The 18,365-nt window shown below is 62.6% G+C and carries 15 protein-coding genes; 8 read left to right on the top strand and 7 right to left on the bottom strand.

Features of this window, described 5'->3' with window-relative positions:
* Positions 1–13 precede the first annotated feature (13 nt).
* From JET17_RS01720 to JET17_RS01710, 3 genes are all read left to right on the top strand, one after another.
* Positions 14–1,612: a GMC family oxidoreductase gene (locus JET17_RS01720; RefSeq protein WP_012312288.1), complete on the top strand. Its 1,599-nt coding sequence runs from the start codon at positions 14–16 to the stop codon at positions 1,610–1,612.
* A gap of 111 nt (positions 1,613–1,723) precedes the next feature.
* A complete protein-coding gene (gene coaD / locus JET17_RS01715; protein ID WP_012312287.1) occupies positions 1,724–2,203 on the top strand; it encodes a pantetheine-phosphate adenylyltransferase in 480 nt (159 codons plus the stop codon).
* Between the two features lie 107 nt (positions 2,204–2,310).
* Positions 2,311–2,562 carry a YfhL family 4Fe-4S dicluster ferredoxin gene (locus tag JET17_RS01710; RefSeq protein ID WP_009683359.1) on the top strand — a complete coding sequence of 84 codons (252 nt, stop codon included), beginning with the start codon at positions 2,311–2,313 and terminating at the stop codon, positions 2,560–2,562.
* A 58-nt stretch (positions 2,563–2,620) separates the two neighbouring features.
* Here the strand turns inward: JET17_RS01710 and mutM are convergent, their stop codons facing one another.
* Complete coding sequence (gene mutM, locus JET17_RS01705; RefSeq protein ID WP_012312286.1) at positions 2,621–3,433, bottom strand: bifunctional DNA-formamidopyrimidine glycosylase/DNA-(apurinic or apyrimidinic site) lyase; 813 nt, start codon at positions 3,431–3,433, stop codon at positions 2,621–2,623.
* 3 nt (positions 3,434–3,436) lie between these two features.
* The gene (locus JET17_RS01700) at positions 3,437–4,255 is read right to left on the bottom strand and encodes an HDOD domain-containing protein (protein ID WP_174141113.1); all 819 of its coding nucleotides are present in this window, start codon (positions 4,253–4,255) and stop codon (positions 3,437–3,439) included.
* A gap of 209 nt (positions 4,256–4,464) precedes the next feature.
* Between JET17_RS01700 and JET17_RS01695 the strand changes: the two genes are divergently transcribed.
* Positions 4,465–5,661, top strand: coding sequence for a class I SAM-dependent rRNA methyltransferase (locus tag JET17_RS01695; protein ID WP_012312284.1), 1,197 nt, complete (start codon positions 4,465–4,467; stop codon positions 5,659–5,661).
* A 39-nt stretch (positions 5,662–5,700) separates the two neighbouring features.
* On the opposite strand, the gene mgtE is transcribed toward JET17_RS01695, so the two are convergent.
* On the bottom strand, positions 5,701–6,756 hold the full coding sequence (gene mgtE / locus JET17_RS01690; protein ID WP_012312283.1) for a magnesium transporter: 1,056 nt from the start codon (positions 6,754–6,756) through the stop codon (positions 5,701–5,703).
* A 479-nt stretch (positions 6,757–7,235) separates the two neighbouring features.
* On the opposite strand from mgtE, the gene ilvD reads away from it, so the two are divergent.
* Positions 7,236–9,077 (top strand): dihydroxy-acid dehydratase, encoded by a 1,842-nt coding sequence (gene ilvD, locus JET17_RS01685; RefSeq protein WP_012312282.1) that lies wholly within the window; start codon positions 7,236–7,238, stop codon positions 9,075–9,077.
* Between the two features lie 381 nt (positions 9,078–9,458).
* Here the strand turns inward: ilvD and JET17_RS01680 are convergent, their stop codons facing one another.
* On the bottom strand, positions 9,459–10,514 hold the full coding sequence (locus tag JET17_RS01680) for a phosphorylcholine phosphatase (RefSeq protein ID WP_012312281.1): 1,056 nt from the start codon (positions 10,512–10,514) through the stop codon (positions 9,459–9,461).
* A 241-nt stretch (positions 10,515–10,755) separates the two neighbouring features.
* Between JET17_RS01680 and JET17_RS01675 the strand changes: the two genes are divergently transcribed.
* A complete protein-coding gene (locus JET17_RS01675; protein ID WP_012312280.1) occupies positions 10,756–12,147 on the top strand; it encodes an L-cystine transporter in 1,392 nt (463 codons plus the stop codon).
* Between the two features lie 34 nt (positions 12,148–12,181).
* Here JET17_RS01675 and JET17_RS01670 read toward each other — a convergent pair whose 3' ends face one another.
* A complete protein-coding gene (locus JET17_RS01670; protein ID WP_012312279.1) occupies positions 12,182–12,697 on the bottom strand; it encodes a dihydrofolate reductase in 516 nt (171 codons plus the stop codon).
* 54 nt (positions 12,698–12,751) lie between these two features.
* Here JET17_RS01670 and JET17_RS01665 point away from each other — a divergent pair, with 54 nt between their 5' ends.
* Both JET17_RS01665 and JET17_RS01660 read left to right on the top strand, forming a co-directional pair.
* Positions 12,752–14,143, top strand: a complete 1,392-nt coding sequence (locus JET17_RS01665; RefSeq protein ID WP_042111861.1) for a DUF2868 domain-containing protein — start codon at positions 12,752–12,754, stop codon at positions 14,141–14,143.
* The gene (locus tag JET17_RS01660; RefSeq protein WP_012312277.1) at positions 14,136–15,500 is read left to right on the top strand and encodes a GTPase/DUF3482 domain-containing protein; all 1,365 of its coding nucleotides are present in this window, start codon (positions 14,136–14,138) and stop codon (positions 15,498–15,500) included. The genes JET17_RS01665 and JET17_RS01660 overlap by 8 nt, the downstream gene beginning before the upstream one ends.
* Positions 15,501–15,583: 83 nt before the next feature.
* Here JET17_RS01660 and JET17_RS01655 read toward each other — a convergent pair whose 3' ends face one another.
* Both JET17_RS01655 and JET17_RS01650 read right to left on the bottom strand, forming a co-directional pair.
* A complete protein-coding gene (locus JET17_RS01655; protein WP_012312276.1) occupies positions 15,584–16,609 on the bottom strand; it encodes a putative 2-aminoethylphosphonate ABC transporter substrate-binding protein in 1,026 nt (341 codons plus the stop codon).
* Positions 16,610–16,639: 30 nt separating this feature from the next.
* Positions 16,640–18,364, bottom strand: a complete 1,725-nt coding sequence (locus JET17_RS01650; protein WP_012312275.1) for a putative 2-aminoethylphosphonate ABC transporter permease subunit — start codon at positions 18,362–18,364, stop codon at positions 16,640–16,642.
* Position 18,365 lies beyond the last annotated feature (1 nt).

Raw genomic sequence — 18,365 nt, 5'->3', positions numbered from 1 at the left:
AAGAGCATCTTCAATGCCTGTCATCGACCCGTTTCGCCAAGGCCTCGAACGCGGCTGGATTACCCATGATGGCTCACGCCTGGAGCAGGACCTCAGCCTGCAAGCCGACATTGCCGTGATAGGCAGCGGTGCCGGCGGCGCCACCAGCGCGCAGATGCTCAGTGCCGCAGGCCTCAAGGTACTGCTGATCGAGGAAGGCCCCCTCAAAACCAGCAGTGACTTCCACCTGCTAGAGAATGAGGCCTACGCCAGTCTCTACCAGGAAGGCCTGGGCAGGATGAGCAAGGACGGCGCCATTACCATTCTGCAGGGCCGTGCGGTAGGCGGCACCACGCTGGTCAACTGGACCTCCAGCTTTCGCACGCCCGCGCCGACCTTGGCCCACTGGGCCACGGCCCACAACGTAAAAGGGCTGGACAAAGACGCACTACGCCCCTGGTTCGAACGCATCGAGCAAGACCTCGGGATTACCCCCTGGGCGGTGCCACCAAACGCCAACAACGACGTACTGCGCCGTGGGTGTGAACAGCTCGGCTACCGATGGGCCGTAATTGCGCGCAATGTCCGGGGGTGCTGGAACCTTGGCTATTGCGGCATGGGTTGCCCGGTCAACGCCAAACAATCGATGCTGGTGACGCGCATTCCAGCCATGCTCGACAAGGGCGGCGAGCTGCTGTACCTGGCCCGGGCCGAACGCTTTGAGCATGACGGCGAGCGCATCGAGCATCTGCGCTGCCAAGGGCTGGACGCACGAGGAATACACACCAACGGGCGCAGCATCACTGTGCGCGCACGCCACTACATCCTCGCAGGCGGTGGCATCAACAGCCCCGCCCTGCTGCTGCGCTCCAAGGCTCCTGACCCCCACCAGTGCCTGGGCAAGCGGACTTTCCTGCACCTGGTCAACTTCAGCGCGGCACGCTTCGAAGCACGCATCGACCCTTACTACGGCGCTCCGCAGTCCATCTACAGTGACCACTTTCAATGGCAGGACGGCGTCGATGGCGCGGTCGGCTACAAACTTGAAGTACCGCCCCTGCACCCGGCGCTGGCCAGCACCTTGCTCGGTGGCGATGGTGTCGAAAATGCCCTGCGCATGGCCGAGCTGCCGCACACCCACGTCATGCTTGCGCTGTTGCGCGACGGTTTCCACCCAGAAAGCCCGGGCGGCACGGTGGAACTGCGTGGCGATGGCTCACCGGTGCTCGATTACCAGGTCACCGACTACTTGCGAGACGGCCTGCGCCGGGCCTTTCACAGCATGGCCCAGATTCAGTTCGCGGCGGGCGCCACACAGGTTACACCCGCGCACAGCAGTGCCTGCGCGGCTACAAGCCTGGCGCAGGCCCAACGCATGATCGACGGCTTGCAGCTGGAGCCGTTCCATACGCGCCTGGGCAGCGCCCACGTGATGGGCGGCTGCGCAATGGGCGAAGACCCACGTCACGCGGTGTGCGACAGCCTGGGCCGTCACCATCAGCTGGAAAACCTGTCGATTCACGACGGCTCGCTGTTCCCGACCAGCATCGGTGCAAACCCGCAACTGTCGGTCTACGCCATCAGCGCGAAGCTCACCGACGCCCTGCTCTCCCGCCTGGCACAGAGTGCATGACAACAAATGCCCCTGCTGTCTATAGTGCCATCAGCCGGCCGCATGACTTGGCCGCGCGCAATCGCTGCGCTACCATCCGACTCCCCAACGCACTCCAGCCAGGATGACGCGATGAACCGAGTGTTGTACCCGGGTACTTTCGACCCTATTACCAAGGGCCATGGCGACCTGGTCGAGCGCGCCTCGCGGCTGTTCGACCACGTGATCATCGCAGTGGCAGCCAGCCCGAAGAAGAACCCGCTGTTCCCGCTGGAACAACGGGTAGCGCTGGCCCGTGAGGTGACCAAGCACCTGCCCAATGTCGAAGTCATCGGCTTTTCCACCCTGCTTGCGCATTTTGCCAAGGAACAGGGCGCCAACGTCTTCTTGCGTGGGCTGCGGGCAGTGTCCGACTTCGAATACGAATTCCAGCTGGCGAACATGAATCGGCAACTGGCGCCAGAGGTCGAAAGCCTGTTCCTCACGCCTTCGGAGCGCTATTCGTTCATTTCCTCGACCCTGGTCCGGGAAATCGCTGCACTGGGAGGCGACATCACCAAGTTCGTGCACCCGGTGGTGGCCGAGGCTTTGACTGAACGCTTCAAGAAATAAGCCTGAGCGCTGATTATCGCGCCCGCGTGCACTGCGGGCGCGAATGCGGCACAATTGTGCCCATTGCGTTGAACATGCCCGGGCGGTGAGCCCCGGCCGGAGTCCCCATGTCCCTGATTATCACCGACGATTGCATCAACTGCGACGTCTGCGAACCCGAGTGCCCGAACGAGGCCATCTCCCAAGGCGAAGAGATCTACGTGATCGATCCGAACCTGTGCACCCAGTGCGTGGGTCACTACGACGAGCCGCAGTGCCAGCAGGTCTGCCCGGTCGACTGCATCCCGCTGGATGAAGCGCACCCGGAAACCGAAGAACAGCTGATGGCCAAGTACCGCCGGATTACCGGCAAGGCTTGATCGATGCGCCGCTCCGTATGGCCCAATCGCCGGCAAGCCGGCGATTGGGCCATACCATTCAACGCTGGCAACGCGGGCAGTAAACGCTGGCCCGCTGCCCAAGCTTGGCCTCACGCAAGGTAGTGCCGCACAGCTTGCAAGGCATCCCGCCCCGGCCGTACACGAATAGTTCCTGCTGGAAATAACCCGGCTGTCCGTCGCCGCCAATGAAATCGCGCAAGGTCGTGCCCCCTTGCTCGATGGCTGCCGCCAGCACGCGCTTGATCTCGATGGCCAGTTTCAGGTAACGGGTACGGGAGATTCCGCCCGCCTCACGGCGTGGGTCGATACCGGCGGCAAACAGCGCCTCGGTCGCGTAGATATTGCCCACGCCCACCACCACCGCGTTATCCATGATGAAAGGCTTGACGGCCATCGTCCGCCCACGCGACAGCTGAAACAGGCGCTCGCCGTCGAACAGGTCGGTCAACGGCTCTGGGCCCAGACGCAGGAGCAGCTCGTGATTGAGCGGATCAAGGCTCCAGAGCATGGCACCGAAACGACGTGGGTCGGTGTAGCGCAGCATCAGCCCCGACTCCAGTTCGATATCGACGTGCTCATGCTTGGCCGCCGGTAGCCCCAGCTGCACCAGACGCAGGTTGCCCGACATGCCCAGATGGCTGATCAAGGTGCCGACCTCGGCATTGATCAGCAGGTATTTGGCGCGCCGCTCGACGCTGAGAATACGCTGCCCGGACAAACGCACGTCCAGGTCCTCCGGGATTGGCCAGCGCAAGCGCCGGTCTCTCACCACCACGCGGCTGACCCGCTGGCCTTCCAGGTGCGGCGCGATACCACGCCGCGTGGTCTCTACTTCGGGTAATTCCGGCATGAATCAGTGCCCGCCCAGCTCGCGAATGGTCTGTTTGAGGTTCTCGAAGTCGTACTCCGACAAACCGATGTAGTCCAGTACCAGCGGGCCGACCGCATTCCACTCATGGTCGACATGCTGGTTGCCCAACACCCGGCAGGACGCGCAGATGTGTTCGGCCATCTTCAGCACCGCCAGCAGGTTCTTCAGCTGGCTCTGGGTGTTGCGCGGCGACTCCTCGCGGAACACGGCCAGGGCATTGTGATGGTTGGCGATGGCCGCGCTGATGTGCTCCGGCAGGCGCCAGGACTTGGCGGTGAAATAGCCGACCACCGAATGATTGGTGTTGAATGCACGGTTCTCGGTGTCGACCACCCGTGTTTGCGCATCAGCCTTGGCGTAGGCCTCTTCCAGTACATCCATATAGTTGGGGAAACGCTTGAGCATCAGCGGGACGCCGCAATCATGGAACAGCCCGAGGGTGTAGGCCTCGTCCGCCGCCTGGATGCCGGTACGCTTGGCCAGTGTCAGGCAGGTCATGGCAACATCCTGGGCAGTGTCCCAGAAGCGGTTGAGGGTAACGATGGTCTCGTCGCTCATTTCGCCCTTGATCGACTGGGCGTTGATCAGGTTGATGATCGAACGGCTACCCAGCAGGTTTACCGCACGCTGGATCGAACCGATCTTGTTGGACAGCCCGAAGTGCGGCGAGTTGACCAGCTTGAGCAAGGCACCGGACAGGCCAGGGTCCTGGGAAATCAGCTTGGCGATGGTTTCCAGGTCCGGGTCGGGCATGTACTGCTCGAACTGCAGGTCGACCATGATCTGCGGTTGCGGCGGGATGGTAATGCCTTGCAAGGCTTGCTGGATCTGTTCGGCGCTGAGTTCTTGGGACATACGTACATACTCGTTGAGGACGGGGGATTCTAACCCTGTAGGTCGCTCGACTTGTAGCGCTTGTGCCCGCGAACAGGCAGGGCAGTTTGTCGTACCCTGCACCGAATCAAGGGCCAACCGGTTATACTCCCGCTCTTTTTTCCCGGAGCGACGTCATGTCCCTGCCCAGCCTTCGCCTCAAAGCCAATGCCGACCGCCGCCTGCGCGCCGGCCACCTGTGGGTCTACAGCAACGAAGTCGATGTCACCGCGACGCCGCTGCAGGGCTTTCAGGCCGGCCAACAGGCGATCCTCGAGGCCGCCAACGGCAAGCCGCTGGGTATCGTGGCGCTGAGCCCGAACAACCTGATCTGCGCCCGCCTGCTGTCGCGCGATGCCAAGCTGCCGCTGGACAAGTCGCTGCTGGTACACCGCCTCAACGTTGCGCTGTCCCTGCGCCAGCGCCTGTTCGACCAGCCGTGCTACCGCCTGGTCTATGGTGATTCCGACCTGCTGCCGGGCCTGGTGGTCGACCGCTTCTTCGACATTCTCGTGGTACAGCTGGCCTCCGCCACCATGGAACTGCACAAGGACGACGTGATCGCCGCCCTCGTCCAGGTCCTCAAGCCCAGCGGCATCCTGTTCAAGAACGATTCCGCCGCCCGCGACGCCGAAGGCTTGCAGCGTTACGTCGAAACCGTCTACGGCGAAGTGCCGGACTGGGTGCCACTGGAAGAAAACGGCGTGAAGTTCGAAGCGCCGGTACGCGAAGGCCAGAAGACCGGCTGGTTCTATGACCACCGCATGAACCGCGCGCGTCTGGCGCCCTACGTCAAAGGCAAGCGTGTGCTCGACCTGTTCAGCTACATTGGTGGCTGGGGCGTGCAGGCCGGCGCATTCGGCGCCAGCGAAGTGTTCTGTGTGGATGCCTCAGGCTTTGCCCTGGATGGCGTTGAACGTAATGCCGCGCTCAATGGCATCAGCGAAAAACTGACCTGCATCGAAGGCGACGTGTTCGAGGCTCTGCGCGAGCTGAAAGCCGCTGAGGAGCGCTTCGACGTGATCATTGCCGACCCACCCGCGTTCATCAAGCGCAAGAAAGACCTGAAAAACGGCGAAGCCGCCTACCGCCGCCTCAACGAACAGGCCATGCGCATGCTGACCAAGGACGGCATCCTGGTCAGTGCTTCGTGCTCGATGCACCTGCCCGAGGACGACCTGAACAACATCCTGCTGACCAGCGCCCGCCACCTGGACCGCAACCTGCAACTGCTCGAACGCGGCGGCCAGGGCCCGGACCACCCGGTTCACCCGGCCATCGCTGAAACCCGCTATATCAAGAGCATTACCTGCCGGTTGCTGCCCAACAGCTGATACACGTCCAAGGGGCCGCGCTGCGGCCCATTGGATGCCTCAGATGTCCAGCACGTAAGAAGCAATACCGAAATACACCAGCACACCTGCCGCATCGGCGATAGAAGTCACCAGCGGCCCGCTGGCAGTGGCCGGATCGAGCTTGAGCCTGGTGAACATGAAGGGCAGGCTCATGCCAATCAGGCTGCCAAGCAGGACGATCACCAGCATGCTGCTGGCAACGATCAAGGCGACATCCGCCCCACCGCGCAGCGCCCCCAGCGATGCCACCGCCACCGCCATAGTGCCGCCCAGCGCCAGCGCCACAGCGCATTCACGTGCCAGCATGCGCAACCAGTCGCGCATCACCACCTCGCCCGTTGCCAGGCCACGTACCATCAGTGTCGCCGACTGCGCACCCGCGTTGCCACCGCTGTCCACCAAAAGCGGCAGGAAAAACACCAGGACGATATGCGCGGCAATGGTTTCCTCGAATGCCGCGATCCCCGCCCCTGAAAACAGATTGCCAAACACCAGCAGCACCAGCCACAACACCCGCTTGCGGTACAGCAGACTGACAGTGGCGTCCCTGAGATTGCCCACGTGGTTGGTGATGGATGCGCCCTTGTGGAAGTCCTCGGTAGCCTCTTCGACGACCACATCGAGTGCGTCATCGCAGGTCACCAGGCCTACCAAACGGCCGGCCTCATCCAGCACCGGCACCGCCAGCAGGTCGTGCTCGCGGATCAACCGCGCCACTTCTTCCTGGCGGGTCGAGGTACAGACGCAGATGACCTTACGCACCATGAACTGCTCGATCGGTTGTTCAGGCGCGGCAAGGATCAGCTCGCGCAGGGAAAGTGTACCCAGCAGGTTGCGTTTCTCGTCGAGCACATAGGACTGATAGATGGTTTCTGCATCTGCGGCCTCGCGGCGCAGCATGTCGATCGCCTGGCTGGCAGTGAGGCCGGCATCGAGACACGAATATTCGCTGGTCATCAGGTAACCGGCAGTGCCTTCGGGGTAGCCTTCAGGATGAAGCAGGCAATCACGACGCGCCTGGGCAGCCTGACGCAGGTCGAGCGGGGAAACGACGAAATCGGAAGTGTGTTGCATGAGATTCTCCAGGCGCCGACGCAGGCACCCGTAAACCTCAGCCACACGGGCTCAAGCCTTCGGAAGCCCTGGCGACGGCGCGCTCAGTGCCAATTTGCAGGTTCTGTATGAACTGAAACTGGGAAGGTCCATTGAGGTAATGTCTCGTGAAGCCGCACATGCGGCGCGGCGGATCATAAGCAGCCAAGACGCACCTGTCAGCTGCGCACTGGGCTTTTCAGATCGGTCCTACAAAGTGCCGGTCATGCTCCCCGAGCCACCGCCCAGACACATCGCCATTCCCTCGCTGCGCCAGCGGTGTAGAATCGGGCTATTCATCGCCAGTCATCCCCGGCGGGTTTATGAGCTCTGGTCGAGCACGCGGCGATCCCGTTGTGTCTTCGGCCCCATCCGTGCCAGTGGCAACCGGCCTAAGGCGCATAGGAAAAGAGAAGCTCACTCCCCTTTTTGTGACCTGATTAAGCCGCCAGGAGTGCTTCATGCCTGATTATCGTTCCAAGACTTCCACCCAAGGCCGCAACATGGCCGGCGCCCGTGCCCTGTGGCGCGCAACCGGGATGAAAGACGAAGATTTCAAGAAACCGATCATCGCCATCGCCAACTCGTTCACCCAGTTCGTCCCGGGCCATGTGCACCTGAAGGACCTGGGCCAGCTGGTCGCCCGCGAAATCGAACGCGCCGGTGGCGTGGCCAAAGAGTTCAACACCATTGCGGTGGATGACGGCATCGCCATGGGCCATGACGGCATGCTGTACTCCCTGCCGAGCCGCGAGATCATCGCCGACGCCGTGGAATACATGGTCAATGCCCACTGCGCCGACGCCATCGTGTGCATTTCCAACTGCGACAAGATCACCCCCGGCATGCTGATGGCCGCCCTGCGCCTGAACATCCCTGTGATCTTCGTGTCCGGCGGCCCGATGGAAGCCGGCAAGACCAAACTGGCCAGCCACGGCCTGGACCTGGTCGACGCCATGGTCATTGCTGCAGACTCTTCGGCCTCCGACGAAAAGGTTGCCGAATACGAGCGCAGCGCCTGCCCGACCTGCGGTTCCTGCTCCGGCATGTTCACCGCCAACTCGATGAACTGCCTGACCGAAGCACTCGGCCTGGCCTTGCCAGGCAACGGTTCGACCCTGGCCACCCACGCCGACCGTGAGCAGCTGTTCCTCACCGCCGGCCGCACGATCGTCGAGTTGTGCAAGCGCTACTACGGCGAGAACGACGACTCGGTACTGCCGCGCAGCATCGCCAACTTCAAGGCGTTCGAAAACGCCATGATGCTCGACATCGCCATGGGCGGTTCGACCAACACCATCCTGCACCTGCTGGCCGCAGCACAGGAAGGCGAAGTGGCATTCGACCTGCGTGACATCGACCGTCTCTCGCGCAAAGTACCGCAGCTGTGCAAAGTGGCGCCGAACATCCAGAAGTACCACATGGAAGACGTCCACCGCGCCGGCGGCATCTTCAGCATCCTCGGCTCGCTGGCCCGCGGCGGCCTGCTGCACACCGACCTGCCGACGGTACACAGCCGCAGCATGGAAGAAGCCATCGCCAAATGGGATATCACCCAAACCGACGATGAAGCGGTGCACACCTTCTTCAAAGCCGGCCCGGCGGGTATCCCGACCCAGACTGCCTTCAGCCAGTCGACCCGTTGGGAAACCCTGGACGACGACCGTGAAAACGGCTGTATCCGCAGCTTCGAACATGCCTACTCACAGGAAGGCGGCCTGGCAGTGCTGTACGGCAATATCGCCCTGGATGGCTGCGTGGTGAAAACCGCAGGTGTCGATGAGTCGATCCACGTGTTCGAAGGCAACGCAAAAATCTTCGAAAGCCAGGACAGCGCCGTGCGCGGCATCCTCGCCGACGAAGTGAAGGCCGGTGACATCGTCATCATCCGTTACGAAGGTCCGAAAGGTGGCCCGGGCATGCAAGAAATGCTCTACCCGACTTCGTACCTGAAATCCAAAGGCCTGGGTAAAGCTTGCGCGTTGCTCACCGATGGCCGCTTCTCGGGTGGTACCTCGGGCCTGTCGATCGGCCATGCCTCGCCAGAAGCCGCTGCTGGCGGCGCGATCGGCCTGGTACGTGACGGCGACAAGGTATTGATCGACATCCCCAACCGTTCGATCAACCTGCAGGTCAGTGATGAAGAGCTGGCTGCACGCCGCGTGGAGCAGGACAAGAAAGGCTGGAAACCGGCCGAAGTACGCCCACGCAAGGTTACCACCGCGCTGAAAGCCTACGCCCTGCTGGCGACCAGTGCCGACAAGGGTGCTGTGCGCAACAAGGCGATGCTTGAAGGGCTGTGAGGCCTTGATGACGTGAAGAAACCGGCGCCCTGAGCCCTAGTGCCAGGCAGTCAAGTGATTTAGGGCCGCTTTGCGGCCCATCGCCGGCAAGCCGGCTCCCACAGGCACCCCGCTGCTCTCAAGCTCAGCGCAAACCCAGTGGGAGCCGGCTTGCCGGCGATAGGGCCGGTAAATCCGATACAAGACTCAAAAGAAAGCCCCGCAAAGGTAATCCTGGCTAGAAAATTCGCACGAGTGGCATTCGCCCTGATGAAAAATCAGAACGAATAGGTCACCAAAGGCGCGAAAATGGCTTGCTGATAACCATAGAGTCTCCCACATGTACAGCGCAGACCTCAGGATCTGCGCGGTCCATGTGGGCCTGCACAGGCACCCAATGGCCTACTGAATCTGCTCCGGCGTGACGATCACCCAGTTCTTGTCCGCTGTCACCGGCAACCCCGCCTTCGCCTGGGCCGCCGCGTTCCTGGCGATCATCCCGTTCAACTGGTCCATGTATTTGGCCTTGCGGTTTATCCACAGGTGGATACCGCCCTTGCCAATGTCCACGCCATGAAACTGCATGTAGCCATCACTGGTCGGGGTATCACCGCCCACCAGTACCGGCTTCTTCCACTCATCGATATAGGTAAGGATCGCCGCCTGTTTGCCAGCCATCCAGGTCGCCGGCGTCCACAGGTAAGGGGTCAGTTCCAGGCCAGCGTTGGCCGTCGCATCGTACTTGCCTTCACTGATCTGCTTGCGTGCGGTGGTCAAGTGGCCGCTGGTGCGGTCCTTGAGTAGCAGGCTGACGCCTATGACGTTCTGCGGTTTCACGTTGTAGCCGTACTTGGGGTCGGACGCGACCATGCGCACCAGCTCTTCGGACGCTGCCGAAATGACATACACCTCGATGCCATTTTCCATCAGTTTGTTGTAAAGCTCGGCCTGGCCGGTGAAGACCTTGGGTGGTTGCACCTCGATGGCTTTTACCTTGCCCCCTTCAAAGTAGGTGCTAGGGATAGGCGTGGCAGAAGCCATCAGCTCATCGACCTGCACTTTCAGCTCCTTGAGGGTAAAGCCCGAGAACACCTGGGCCACCCACGGGTAGCAGACCATGTCGTCGATTTCGCACAGGCGGTAGTAGTAACTGAACAGGCTTTCCTTGTGCTCGGCGGTGTCTTTGAACGGGATCAGCTTGAGTGACGGGTCGAGCTTTTCGCGGGTCAGCAGGCCCTTGTTCTCCATGAACGGCAGCAAGGCTTCTTCAAGGTCGTAGCGGTAGCTGGTGTTGTCCATGTCGAACACCGCGTAATTTCCCTTGTTGGCATTGGCGGCAATCATCGCGTCGAGCTGCTTGGCCGCCTCAGTTGGCCAGTGCTTAAGCTCAGTGGCTCCGCTTTCGATACTGAACAGCAGCGACAAACCGATGGCCAAGGCTTTCGGAGCAAACTTCATGTACGAATCTCCTGAATTGATCGGGAAAAGCTAGACCACCCACTCACCCGAGCCCCCTTCCACTGCGACGCTCATACAATTGTAAACGTCGTGTTCATTGCTATTTACGACCACCTGTTATTCCATAAACGACTAAGCAAATTACCTTTGGGTATAAATTCGTTTGTTTTCAGGCTGTTAGCATTTCCGTTCGCAATCGCTCACAGAGGCGATGCCTCTTCTGCTTTTTCCTGGAGCTTCAATGAACCTGCCGCTGTCTCTCAACCTGCTAGTGTTCCTGGCCTTGCTGCTGGGCCTGGCGCAAACTCGCCATACCGACTGGAGCCTGGCCAAGAAAGTCTTGCTCGGCCTGGCATTGGGTGTGGGCTTCGGCCTGGTGCTGCACACCATCTACGGTGCTGGCCACCCGGTACTGAAAGCCACCATCGGCTGGCTGGACCTAGTCGGCAACGGCTATGTCGGCTTGCTGCAGATGATCGTCATGCCGCTGATCTTCGCCTCGATCCTCAGCGCCGTGGCCCGCCTGCACAACGCCTCCTCGCTTGGCCGCATCAGCTTCCTGACCATCGGCACACTGCTGCTGACCACTGCCATCGCAGCGCTGATAGGTATCGCCCTGACCAATCTGTTCGGCCTGAGCGCCGAGGGGCTGGTGGCAGGCGCACAGGAAAGCGCACGCCTGCAGGCCATCCACAGTGACTATGCCGGCAAGGTCGCCGACCTCAACATCCCGCAACTGCTGCTTTCGTTCATCCCAAGCAATCCGGTAGGCGACCTGGCACGGGCCAAGCCGACCTCAATCATCAGCGTGGTGATCTTCGCCGTGTTCGTCGGGCTGGCCGCGCTGCAGCTGATCAAGGATGACTCCGAGAAGGGCGCACGCGCCCTCTCGGCCATCGATACCCTGCAGGCCTGGGTAATGCGCCTGGTGCGCCTGGTGATGAAGCTGACCCCGTACGGCGTGCTGGCGCTGATGACCAAAGTGGTGGCCAGCTCCAACCTGGACGACATCCTCAAGCTCGGCAGTTTCGTCGTAGTGTCGTACATCGGCCTGGGCCTGATGTTCGTGGTGCACGGCATCATCTTGGCCGCAACCGGCGTCAGCCCGCTGCGCTTCCTGCGCAAGGTATGGCCGGTGCTGACCTTCGCCTTCACCAGCCGCTCCAGCGCGGCAAGCATCCCGTTGAACATCGAGGCGCAGACCCGTCGCCTGGGCGTACCACAGTCGATCGCCAGCTTCAGCGCCTCGTTCGGTGCAACCATTGGCCAGAATGGCTGCGCCGGGCTCTACCCGGCCATGTTGGCGGTGATGGTGGCCCCGGCAGTGGGTATCGACACCTTCGACCCGCTGTGGATCGCGACCTTGGTGGCCATCGTGACCTTGAGTTCCGCTGGCGTTGCCGGCGTGGGCGGCGGTGCGACCTTCGCAGCGCTGATCGTGCTGCCAGCGATGGGGCTGCCGGTCGAGCTGGTGGCACTGCTGATTTCGGTTGAACCGCTGATCGACATGGGCCGAACGGCCTTGAACGTGAACGGCTCGATGACGGCGGGCGTGGTGACCAGCCAGTTGTTGAAAGAAACCGACAAGGATGTGATGGCCGGCGATGAGCATGCCGAGTTGAGCCACTCCTGATCTCAACGGGGCTGCTTGCGCAGCCCCAAGCACTTCAAGACTTGTCCCACACCTCGAAGTGATACGCAGGCTTGTCCGCCTCTGTCTGCGGCTCACTCGATGCCAGCTGCCACTGCGCCTTGTCGAACTCCGGGAACCACGCATCCCCTTGCGGCGAAAGCTCCACCCGGGTCAGATACATACGGCTCACCAAGCCCTTTTCCAGGGCCTGAGCGTACAACTGCGCCCCGCCGATCAGCATCAGTTCGTCAACACCCTGCTCACGCGCCCATTGCTCAGCGCGCTCCAGCGCATCTTCGAGCGAAGCGAACACTTCGGCGCCGGCCAGCGCCAAGCCCGTCTGACGACTGACCACGATGTTCAGGCGCCCCGGCAGCGGCCTGCCCAGCGAATCCCAGGTCTTGCGGCCCATGATGATCGGCTTGCCCAAGGTGGTGGCCTTGAAGTATTTGAAATCCCCCGGCAAGTGCCAGGGCATGGTGTTGTCGATGCCGATGACGCGGTTCTCGGCGAGGGCCGCAATCAGGCTGAGGGGGAGTGAAGTAGTCATGCCGGCGAGGATAGCAAACCCATGGTGGGTTATGCTTGCGCCCTGAACCGTGCAATGGAATACCCTGTGACTGGACATACTCCACTGGACAAGCGCTGGCTCACCGAAGCGGTGCGCCTGCGCGAGGAACACGCCGGCCCCCTGGAGGATCAGGAAGCCAACCGCCACGCCCGCCAGCAGGGCGGCGACCTGGCAGCCCGCATCGAAGCACGTGCACTGTTCCTGGCCGATCGGGATGGCATGACCACTGCCCTGCAGCACTGGAAACAAGGCGCACGCCTGGCCCTGCTGGCGTTGCTGCTGTTGGCCATACTCAGCGGCGCGGGCCTTGCCTTTGCCGCCCTCGGCGATGGCCTGCGCCCGGTGAACGTGTTCTGGGCGCTGGGCAGCCTGCTCGGGCTCAACCTGCTGATGCTTCTGGGCTGGGCCGCCGGGCTGGCCTTGAGTGGCGAACATGGCGCCAGCCTGGGACGGCTGTGGCTCTGGCTGAGCGAACGCTTCGCGCGCGACGCCAAGGCCGTACACCTGGCGCCAGCACTGCTGGTGCTACTGCAGCGCCAGCGCCTCAACCGCTGGTTGCTTGGCCTGCTCGTGCACAGCTTGTGGCTGGCGGCCATGCTCAGTGCGCTGACACTACTGCTGGTGTTGCTTGCCACCCGGCGCTACGGCTTCGTCTGGGAAACCACCCTGCTCGCCCCCGAGCCCTTCATCACCCTTACCCAAACGCTTGGTGCCCTGCCCTCACTGCTCGGCTTTGCCGTGCCGGACGAGGGCATGATCCGCGCCAGCGGCGACACCCAGCTGGCCGTTGATATCGCCCGCCAGGCCTGGGCCAGCTGGCTGCTGGGCGTAGTGTTGGTTTATGGCCTGCTGCCGCGCCTGCTGTTGGCTGGTTTGTGCCTGTGGCGCTGGTACCAGGGTCGCCGACGCCTGGCACTGGACCTCAGCCTGCCCGGCTACGCCCAACTGCGCGATGCACTGATGCCCCGCAGCGAACGGATTGGTGTGCAGGACACCGCCCCCGAAGCGTTGCCACAGTTCCAGGCAGGTCAACTGGAAACCGGCAGCAGTGGGGCCTTGCTGGTCGGCCTCGAACTGGACGACCAGCGCCCATGGCCGCCTGCGCTGGCCAAGGGGGTGACCGACGCCGGCGTACTCGACAGCCGTGAATCGCGCAACCGGCTGCTCGAGCAGTTGAGCCGCTTCCCTCCGGCACGCCTGGCCATCGCCTGTGACCCCCGCCGCTCACCTGACCGCGGCAGCCTGGCACTTCTGGCAGAGCTGGCACGCAATGCCGGTGCCACGCGCATCTGGTTGTTGCAGGCTGCCCCGGGCCAGGTCCTGGACGCCGAGCGCCTGGGGGACTGGCATGAAGCCCTCGACCGGCTGGGCCTGCCCCACGCCGACAGCGCCCCCATGAACTGGCTGGAGCATGGCCATGACTGAGCCACTGAAACTGGCCGTGGTCGGCCACACCAATGTCGGCAAGACCTCGCTGCTGCGCACCCTGACCCGCGATGTCGGCTTCGGCGAGGTGTCTCATCGCCCGAGCACCACCCGCCACGTCGAGGGCGCGCGCCTTTCGGTGGACGGTGAGCCGCTGCTTGAGCTCTACGATACCCCCGGGCTGGAAGATGCCATTGCCTTGCTCGACTACCTGGAGCGCCTCGAACGGCCGGGCGAGCGCCTGGACGGCCCGGCACGGCTGGAGCGCTTTCTGCAGGGCAGCGAAGCACGTCAGCGCTTCGAGCAGGAAGCCAAGGTGCTGCGCCAGTTGCTGGCCAGCAACGCCGGCCTGTATGTGATCGATGCCCGCGAGCCGGTGCTGGCCAAATACCGCGACGAACTGGAGGTGCTGGCCAGTTGCGGCAAGCCATTGCTGCCGGTGCTCAACTTCGTCGCCAGCAGCCAGCATCGCGAACCTGAATGGCGCGAGGCCCTGGCCCGCCTCGGGCTGCATGCGCTGGTACGGTTCGACAGCGTTGCGCCTCCCGAAGACGGCGAGCGCCGCCTTTACGAGAGCTTGGCATTGCTGCTTGAAGACGCCCGCCCCGCCCTGCAGCGGCTGATCGACGACCAGCAGGCACAGCGGCTGGCCCGCCAGCACAGCGGTAAACGGCTGATCGCAGAGCTGCTGCTCGACTGCGCAGCATGTCGGCGCAGCGTCGAAACTGAACCAGCGGCTGAAGCCAAGGCCATCGAGGCCTTGCGCCAAGATGTGCGCCAGCGAGAACAGCGCTGCGTCGAAGCGCTTCTGAAGCTCTACGGTTTCCGTCGCGAAGATGCCAATGCCGGTGACCTGCCGCTGTTGAACGGGCGCTGGGGCGATGACCTGTTCAACCCTGAAACCTTGAAGCTATTGGGCGTACGCCTGGGCAGCGGCGTGGCGGCAGGGGCAGCGGCCGGCGCGGGGGTCGACCTGCTGGTCGGTGGCCTTACGCTGGGTGCTGCCGCCTTGGCCGGAGCCATTGCCGGCGGAGCCCTGCAGACTGCACGCAACTATGGCGCACGGTTGATGGGCAAACTGAAGGGCCAGCGCGAGCTGACGGTGGATGACACGGTGTTGCGGCTATTGGCGTTGCGTCAGCAACAGTTGATGGCAGCACTGGATACCCGCGGGCATGCAGCACAGAACAGTATTCGCCTGAATGAGCCGGACGAGAAAACCTGGCGTGAAGGCAAGCTTCCCGAGGCGCTGAGCAAAGCGCGGGCGCATCCGCAGTGGTCGACGCTCAATCCGGGGGCGCGGGTGAACCAGACTGAGCGGCAGGAACAGCTGGAAGCACTGGTATTGCAGATTTGAGCTATCCGTTCCAGCCTGATCGCGGGTAAACCCGCGCCCTCAGGTTTGGCACTGCCAACCTGAGGTCGCAAGCCTCACAGATCTTACTGCTGCGCCACCTTCTCCGACTTGCCGTCATAACGCTTGCGCCACTCGGCCAGGATCTGGTCACGGTTCTTCGAAGCCCAGGCAAAGTCGTTCTTGATCAGGCGCTGCTCATAGTCCGCGGGCAGCTCGGTTTGCGGCTTGGCAATGCCCGGCGCAGCGAGTACAGCGAAGTTCTCCTTGTACAGTTCCATGGCCGCAGGGCTTGCCGAGAAATCCGCCAGCCGCTTGGCGGCATCAGCCTTCGGTGAACCTTTGATCACTGCAGTCGCCTCGATCTCCCAGCCCAGGCCTTCCTTGGGCAGGACGATATCCAGTGGCGCGCCCTGGCGCTTGAGCTGCACCGCCGGGTACTCGAAGGAGATACCGATCGGGAACTCCCCTGCCGCAGCCAGTTTGCAAGGCTTGGAGCCGGAATGGACGTACTGGCCGATGTTCTGGTGCAGCGCGTCCATATAAGCCCAGCCCTGAGGCTCGCCAAAGGTCTGCAGCCATGCGCTCACATCCAGGAAGCCGGTACCCGACGACGCCGGGTTCGGCATCACGATCTTGCCCTTGTACTCCGGCTTGGTCAGGTCCTGCCAGCTCACCGGTTTGCTCAGGCCCTGCTTCTGAGCCTCGATGGTATTGAAGCAGATCGTCGCGGCCCAAACGTCCATGCCGACCCAAGCTGGCGGGTTGGCAGCGTCACGGTAGTTGGCGGAGATCTTGCCCAGATCTTTCGGTGCATAGGCTTCAAGCATGCCGTTCTGGTCGAGGATGGCCAGGCTGGAAGCCGCCAGCCCCCATACCGCATCGGCCTGCGGGCGCTCTTTCTCGGCCAGCAGCTTGGCGGTGATGATGCCGGTGGAGTCACGCACCCACTTGATCTCGATGTCCGGATTGGCCTTTTCGAAGGCCAGCTTGTACGTCTTGAGCTGCTCGGCTTCCAGGGCGGTGTAGACGGTCAGCTGCGTACTGGCGGCCGAAGCCTGCAGGCTGAATACAGCGGACACGGCAGCGGCAAGTGCGAGGGGCTTGAACATGATGCGTTTCCTGTCAGTGTGGGCAGTCGGTCAATGGCCGGGAGCGCGCTGGCGCCAGGCCTGGGAGCGGCGTAGCAGGCCGCGGGAAGCGCCGGCCAGCAGCAGCGATGCAGCCGCACTGGTCAGCAGGATCAAGGTCGACATGGCGGCAGCGCCGCCGACATTGCCGGCATCGTCCATGTTCAGCACGGCGACGGCGGCGAGAATGGTGTCGGGGCTGTACAGGAAGATTGCCGCCGATACCGTGGTCATGGCCGAGACGAACAGATAACGGATGATGTCCAGCAGTGCGGGCAGGCAGATCGGCACGGTGACCCGCACGAAGTGCTTGTACAACGGCGCCTTGAGCGACAGCGCGGCGGCCTCGAACTCGCCATCGAGCTGGCGCAACGCCGTGGTTGCGGTCATCTGCGCAGTGGTCAGGTAGTGGGCGATGGTGCATACCACCAAGAGCCCCATGCCGCCATAGAACACGTGCAGGGGGTTGCCACTGAGGTTGAAGAAGAAGACATAGCCCAGGCCCAGCACCAACCCCGGCACCGCCATGGGGATGAAGCTGAGTAGGCGCAGGGCCTGGTTGAGCAAACGCTGGCCCTGGGTTTTCTCCATCAGGTAGGCACCGGCAAAAATCACCATGCTGCCGATCAGCGCGGTGCCGATGGCCATGGTCACGCTGTTGCGATAGGCCAGCCAGCCACCGCCAGCGGTGTCTTCGAACATGTAGTGCTTGAACGACAAGGTCAGGTTGTAGGGCCAGAAGGTCACCAGAGACGAGTACACCGCCATACCGATCACGCCCACCAGCACCGTGCATACCAGCAGGACGATCACCAGATAGCAGGCATCACGACCAGACGACGGCTTGGGCTCGAACACCTGGGCACGACCACTCATGGCCTCGCCCTGACGGCGACGCAGCCAGGCATCTACCGCAAAGCTCAGCAATGCCGGCACCAGCAGTACCATGCCGATCAATGCACCCCGGCCGAATTGCTGCTGGCCGACGACCGCCTTGTAGGCCTCGAGCGCCAGCACCTGGTAGTCGCCACCGACAACCACCGGTACACCGAAATCGGTGATGGTCAGGGTAAACACCAGGCAGAACGCCGCGAACACCGCCTGGCGCGTTGCCGGCCAGGTAATGCTGCGAAACGCCCGCGAAGCCCCGGCTCCCATGCTGGAGGCGGCATCGAACAACCGTGCGTCGGCCAGCGACAAGGCCGACAGCAGGATCATAAGCGCATGCGGGAAGGTGTAGATGGCCTCCCCCAGGACAATGCCCCAGAAGCCATAGATGTTGTCACTGAGCAACCCGCGCAGCAGGCCTTGGTTACCGAACAGATAGACCAGGGCAATCGCCGGCAACATCGACGGCGCCAGCAGTGGCAGCAGCGAGATCCCCCGCCACAGCCCCTTGGCCGGTATCAGCGTGCGCTGCAAGGCATAAGCGAACAGGTATGCCAGGGGGACCACGATCGCGGCAACCGTGAAGGCAACCGACAAGCTGTTGCCAAGCAGCCAGTGGAAGTTTTCGCTGGCGAACAATTCACGAGCCGCCAGCAGGCCGCCACCCTGGCCGGCATCACCGCTGAAGCCGCGCCAGAAGATCGCCAGCAACGGCATCAGCACCGCCAGCAACAGCAAGGTCAGCAGCAGGCACTTGCCACCGACGACGAACAACCGATCACCGAAGGCAACATCATTACGCGCTGTGTGCTTGGGTTGGGTCAGCGACAAGGGCATGGGCGCGGCCATC

This window comes from Pseudomonas putida, from assembly GCF_016406145.1.
GTDB classification, from domain to species: Bacteria; Pseudomonadota; Gammaproteobacteria; order Pseudomonadales; family Pseudomonadaceae; genus Aquipseudomonas; species Aquipseudomonas putida_E.
This window is presented reverse-complemented; position numbering and strand designations above follow the sequence as displayed.

Excerpts from the sequence above, each read along its gene's own strand:
- mutM (WP_012312286.1), bottom strand. The coding sequence starts at position 3,433 with ATGCCGGAATTACCCGAAGTAGAGACCACGCGGCGTGGTATCGCGCCG.
- JET17_RS01675 (WP_012312280.1), top strand. The coding sequence starts at position 10,756 with ATGAACCTGCCGCTGTCTCTCAACCTGCTAGTGTTCCTGGCCTTGCTG.
- JET17_RS01720 (WP_012312288.1), top strand. The coding sequence starts at position 14 with ATGCCTGTCATCGACCCGTTTCGCCAAGGCCTCGAACGCGGCTGGATT.
- JET17_RS01660 (WP_012312277.1), top strand. The coding sequence starts at position 14,136 with ATGACTGAGCCACTGAAACTGGCCGTGGTCGGCCACACCAATGTCGGC.
- JET17_RS01680 (WP_012312281.1), bottom strand. The coding sequence starts at position 10,514 with ATGAAGTTTGCTCCGAAAGCCTTGGCCATCGGTTTGTCGCTGCTGTTC.
- JET17_RS01670 (WP_012312279.1), bottom strand. The coding sequence starts at position 12,697 with ATGACTACTTCACTCCCCCTCAGCCTGATTGCGGCCCTCGCCGAGAAC.
- ilvD (WP_012312282.1), top strand. The coding sequence starts at position 7,236 with ATGCCTGATTATCGTTCCAAGACTTCCACCCAAGGCCGCAACATGGCC.
- mgtE (WP_012312283.1), bottom strand. The coding sequence starts at position 6,756 with ATGCAACACACTTCCGATTTCGTCGTTTCCCCGCTCGACCTGCGTCAG.
- JET17_RS01695 (WP_012312284.1), top strand. The coding sequence starts at position 4,465 with ATGTCCCTGCCCAGCCTTCGCCTCAAAGCCAATGCCGACCGCCGCCTG.
- JET17_RS01655 (WP_012312276.1), bottom strand. The coding sequence starts at position 16,609 with ATGTTCAAGCCCCTCGCACTTGCCGCTGCCGTGTCCGCTGTATTCAGC.
- coaD (WP_012312287.1), top strand. The coding sequence starts at position 1,724 with ATGAACCGAGTGTTGTACCCGGGTACTTTCGACCCTATTACCAAGGGC.
- JET17_RS01665 (WP_042111861.1), top strand. The coding sequence starts at position 12,752 with ATGGAATACCCTGTGACTGGACATACTCCACTGGACAAGCGCTGGCTC.
- JET17_RS01710 (WP_009683359.1), top strand. The coding sequence starts at position 2,311 with ATGTCCCTGATTATCACCGACGATTGCATCAACTGCGACGTCTGCGAA.
- JET17_RS01650 (WP_012312275.1), bottom strand. The coding sequence starts at position 18,364 with ATGGCCGCGCCCATGCCCTTGTCGCTGACCCAACCCAAGCACACAGCG.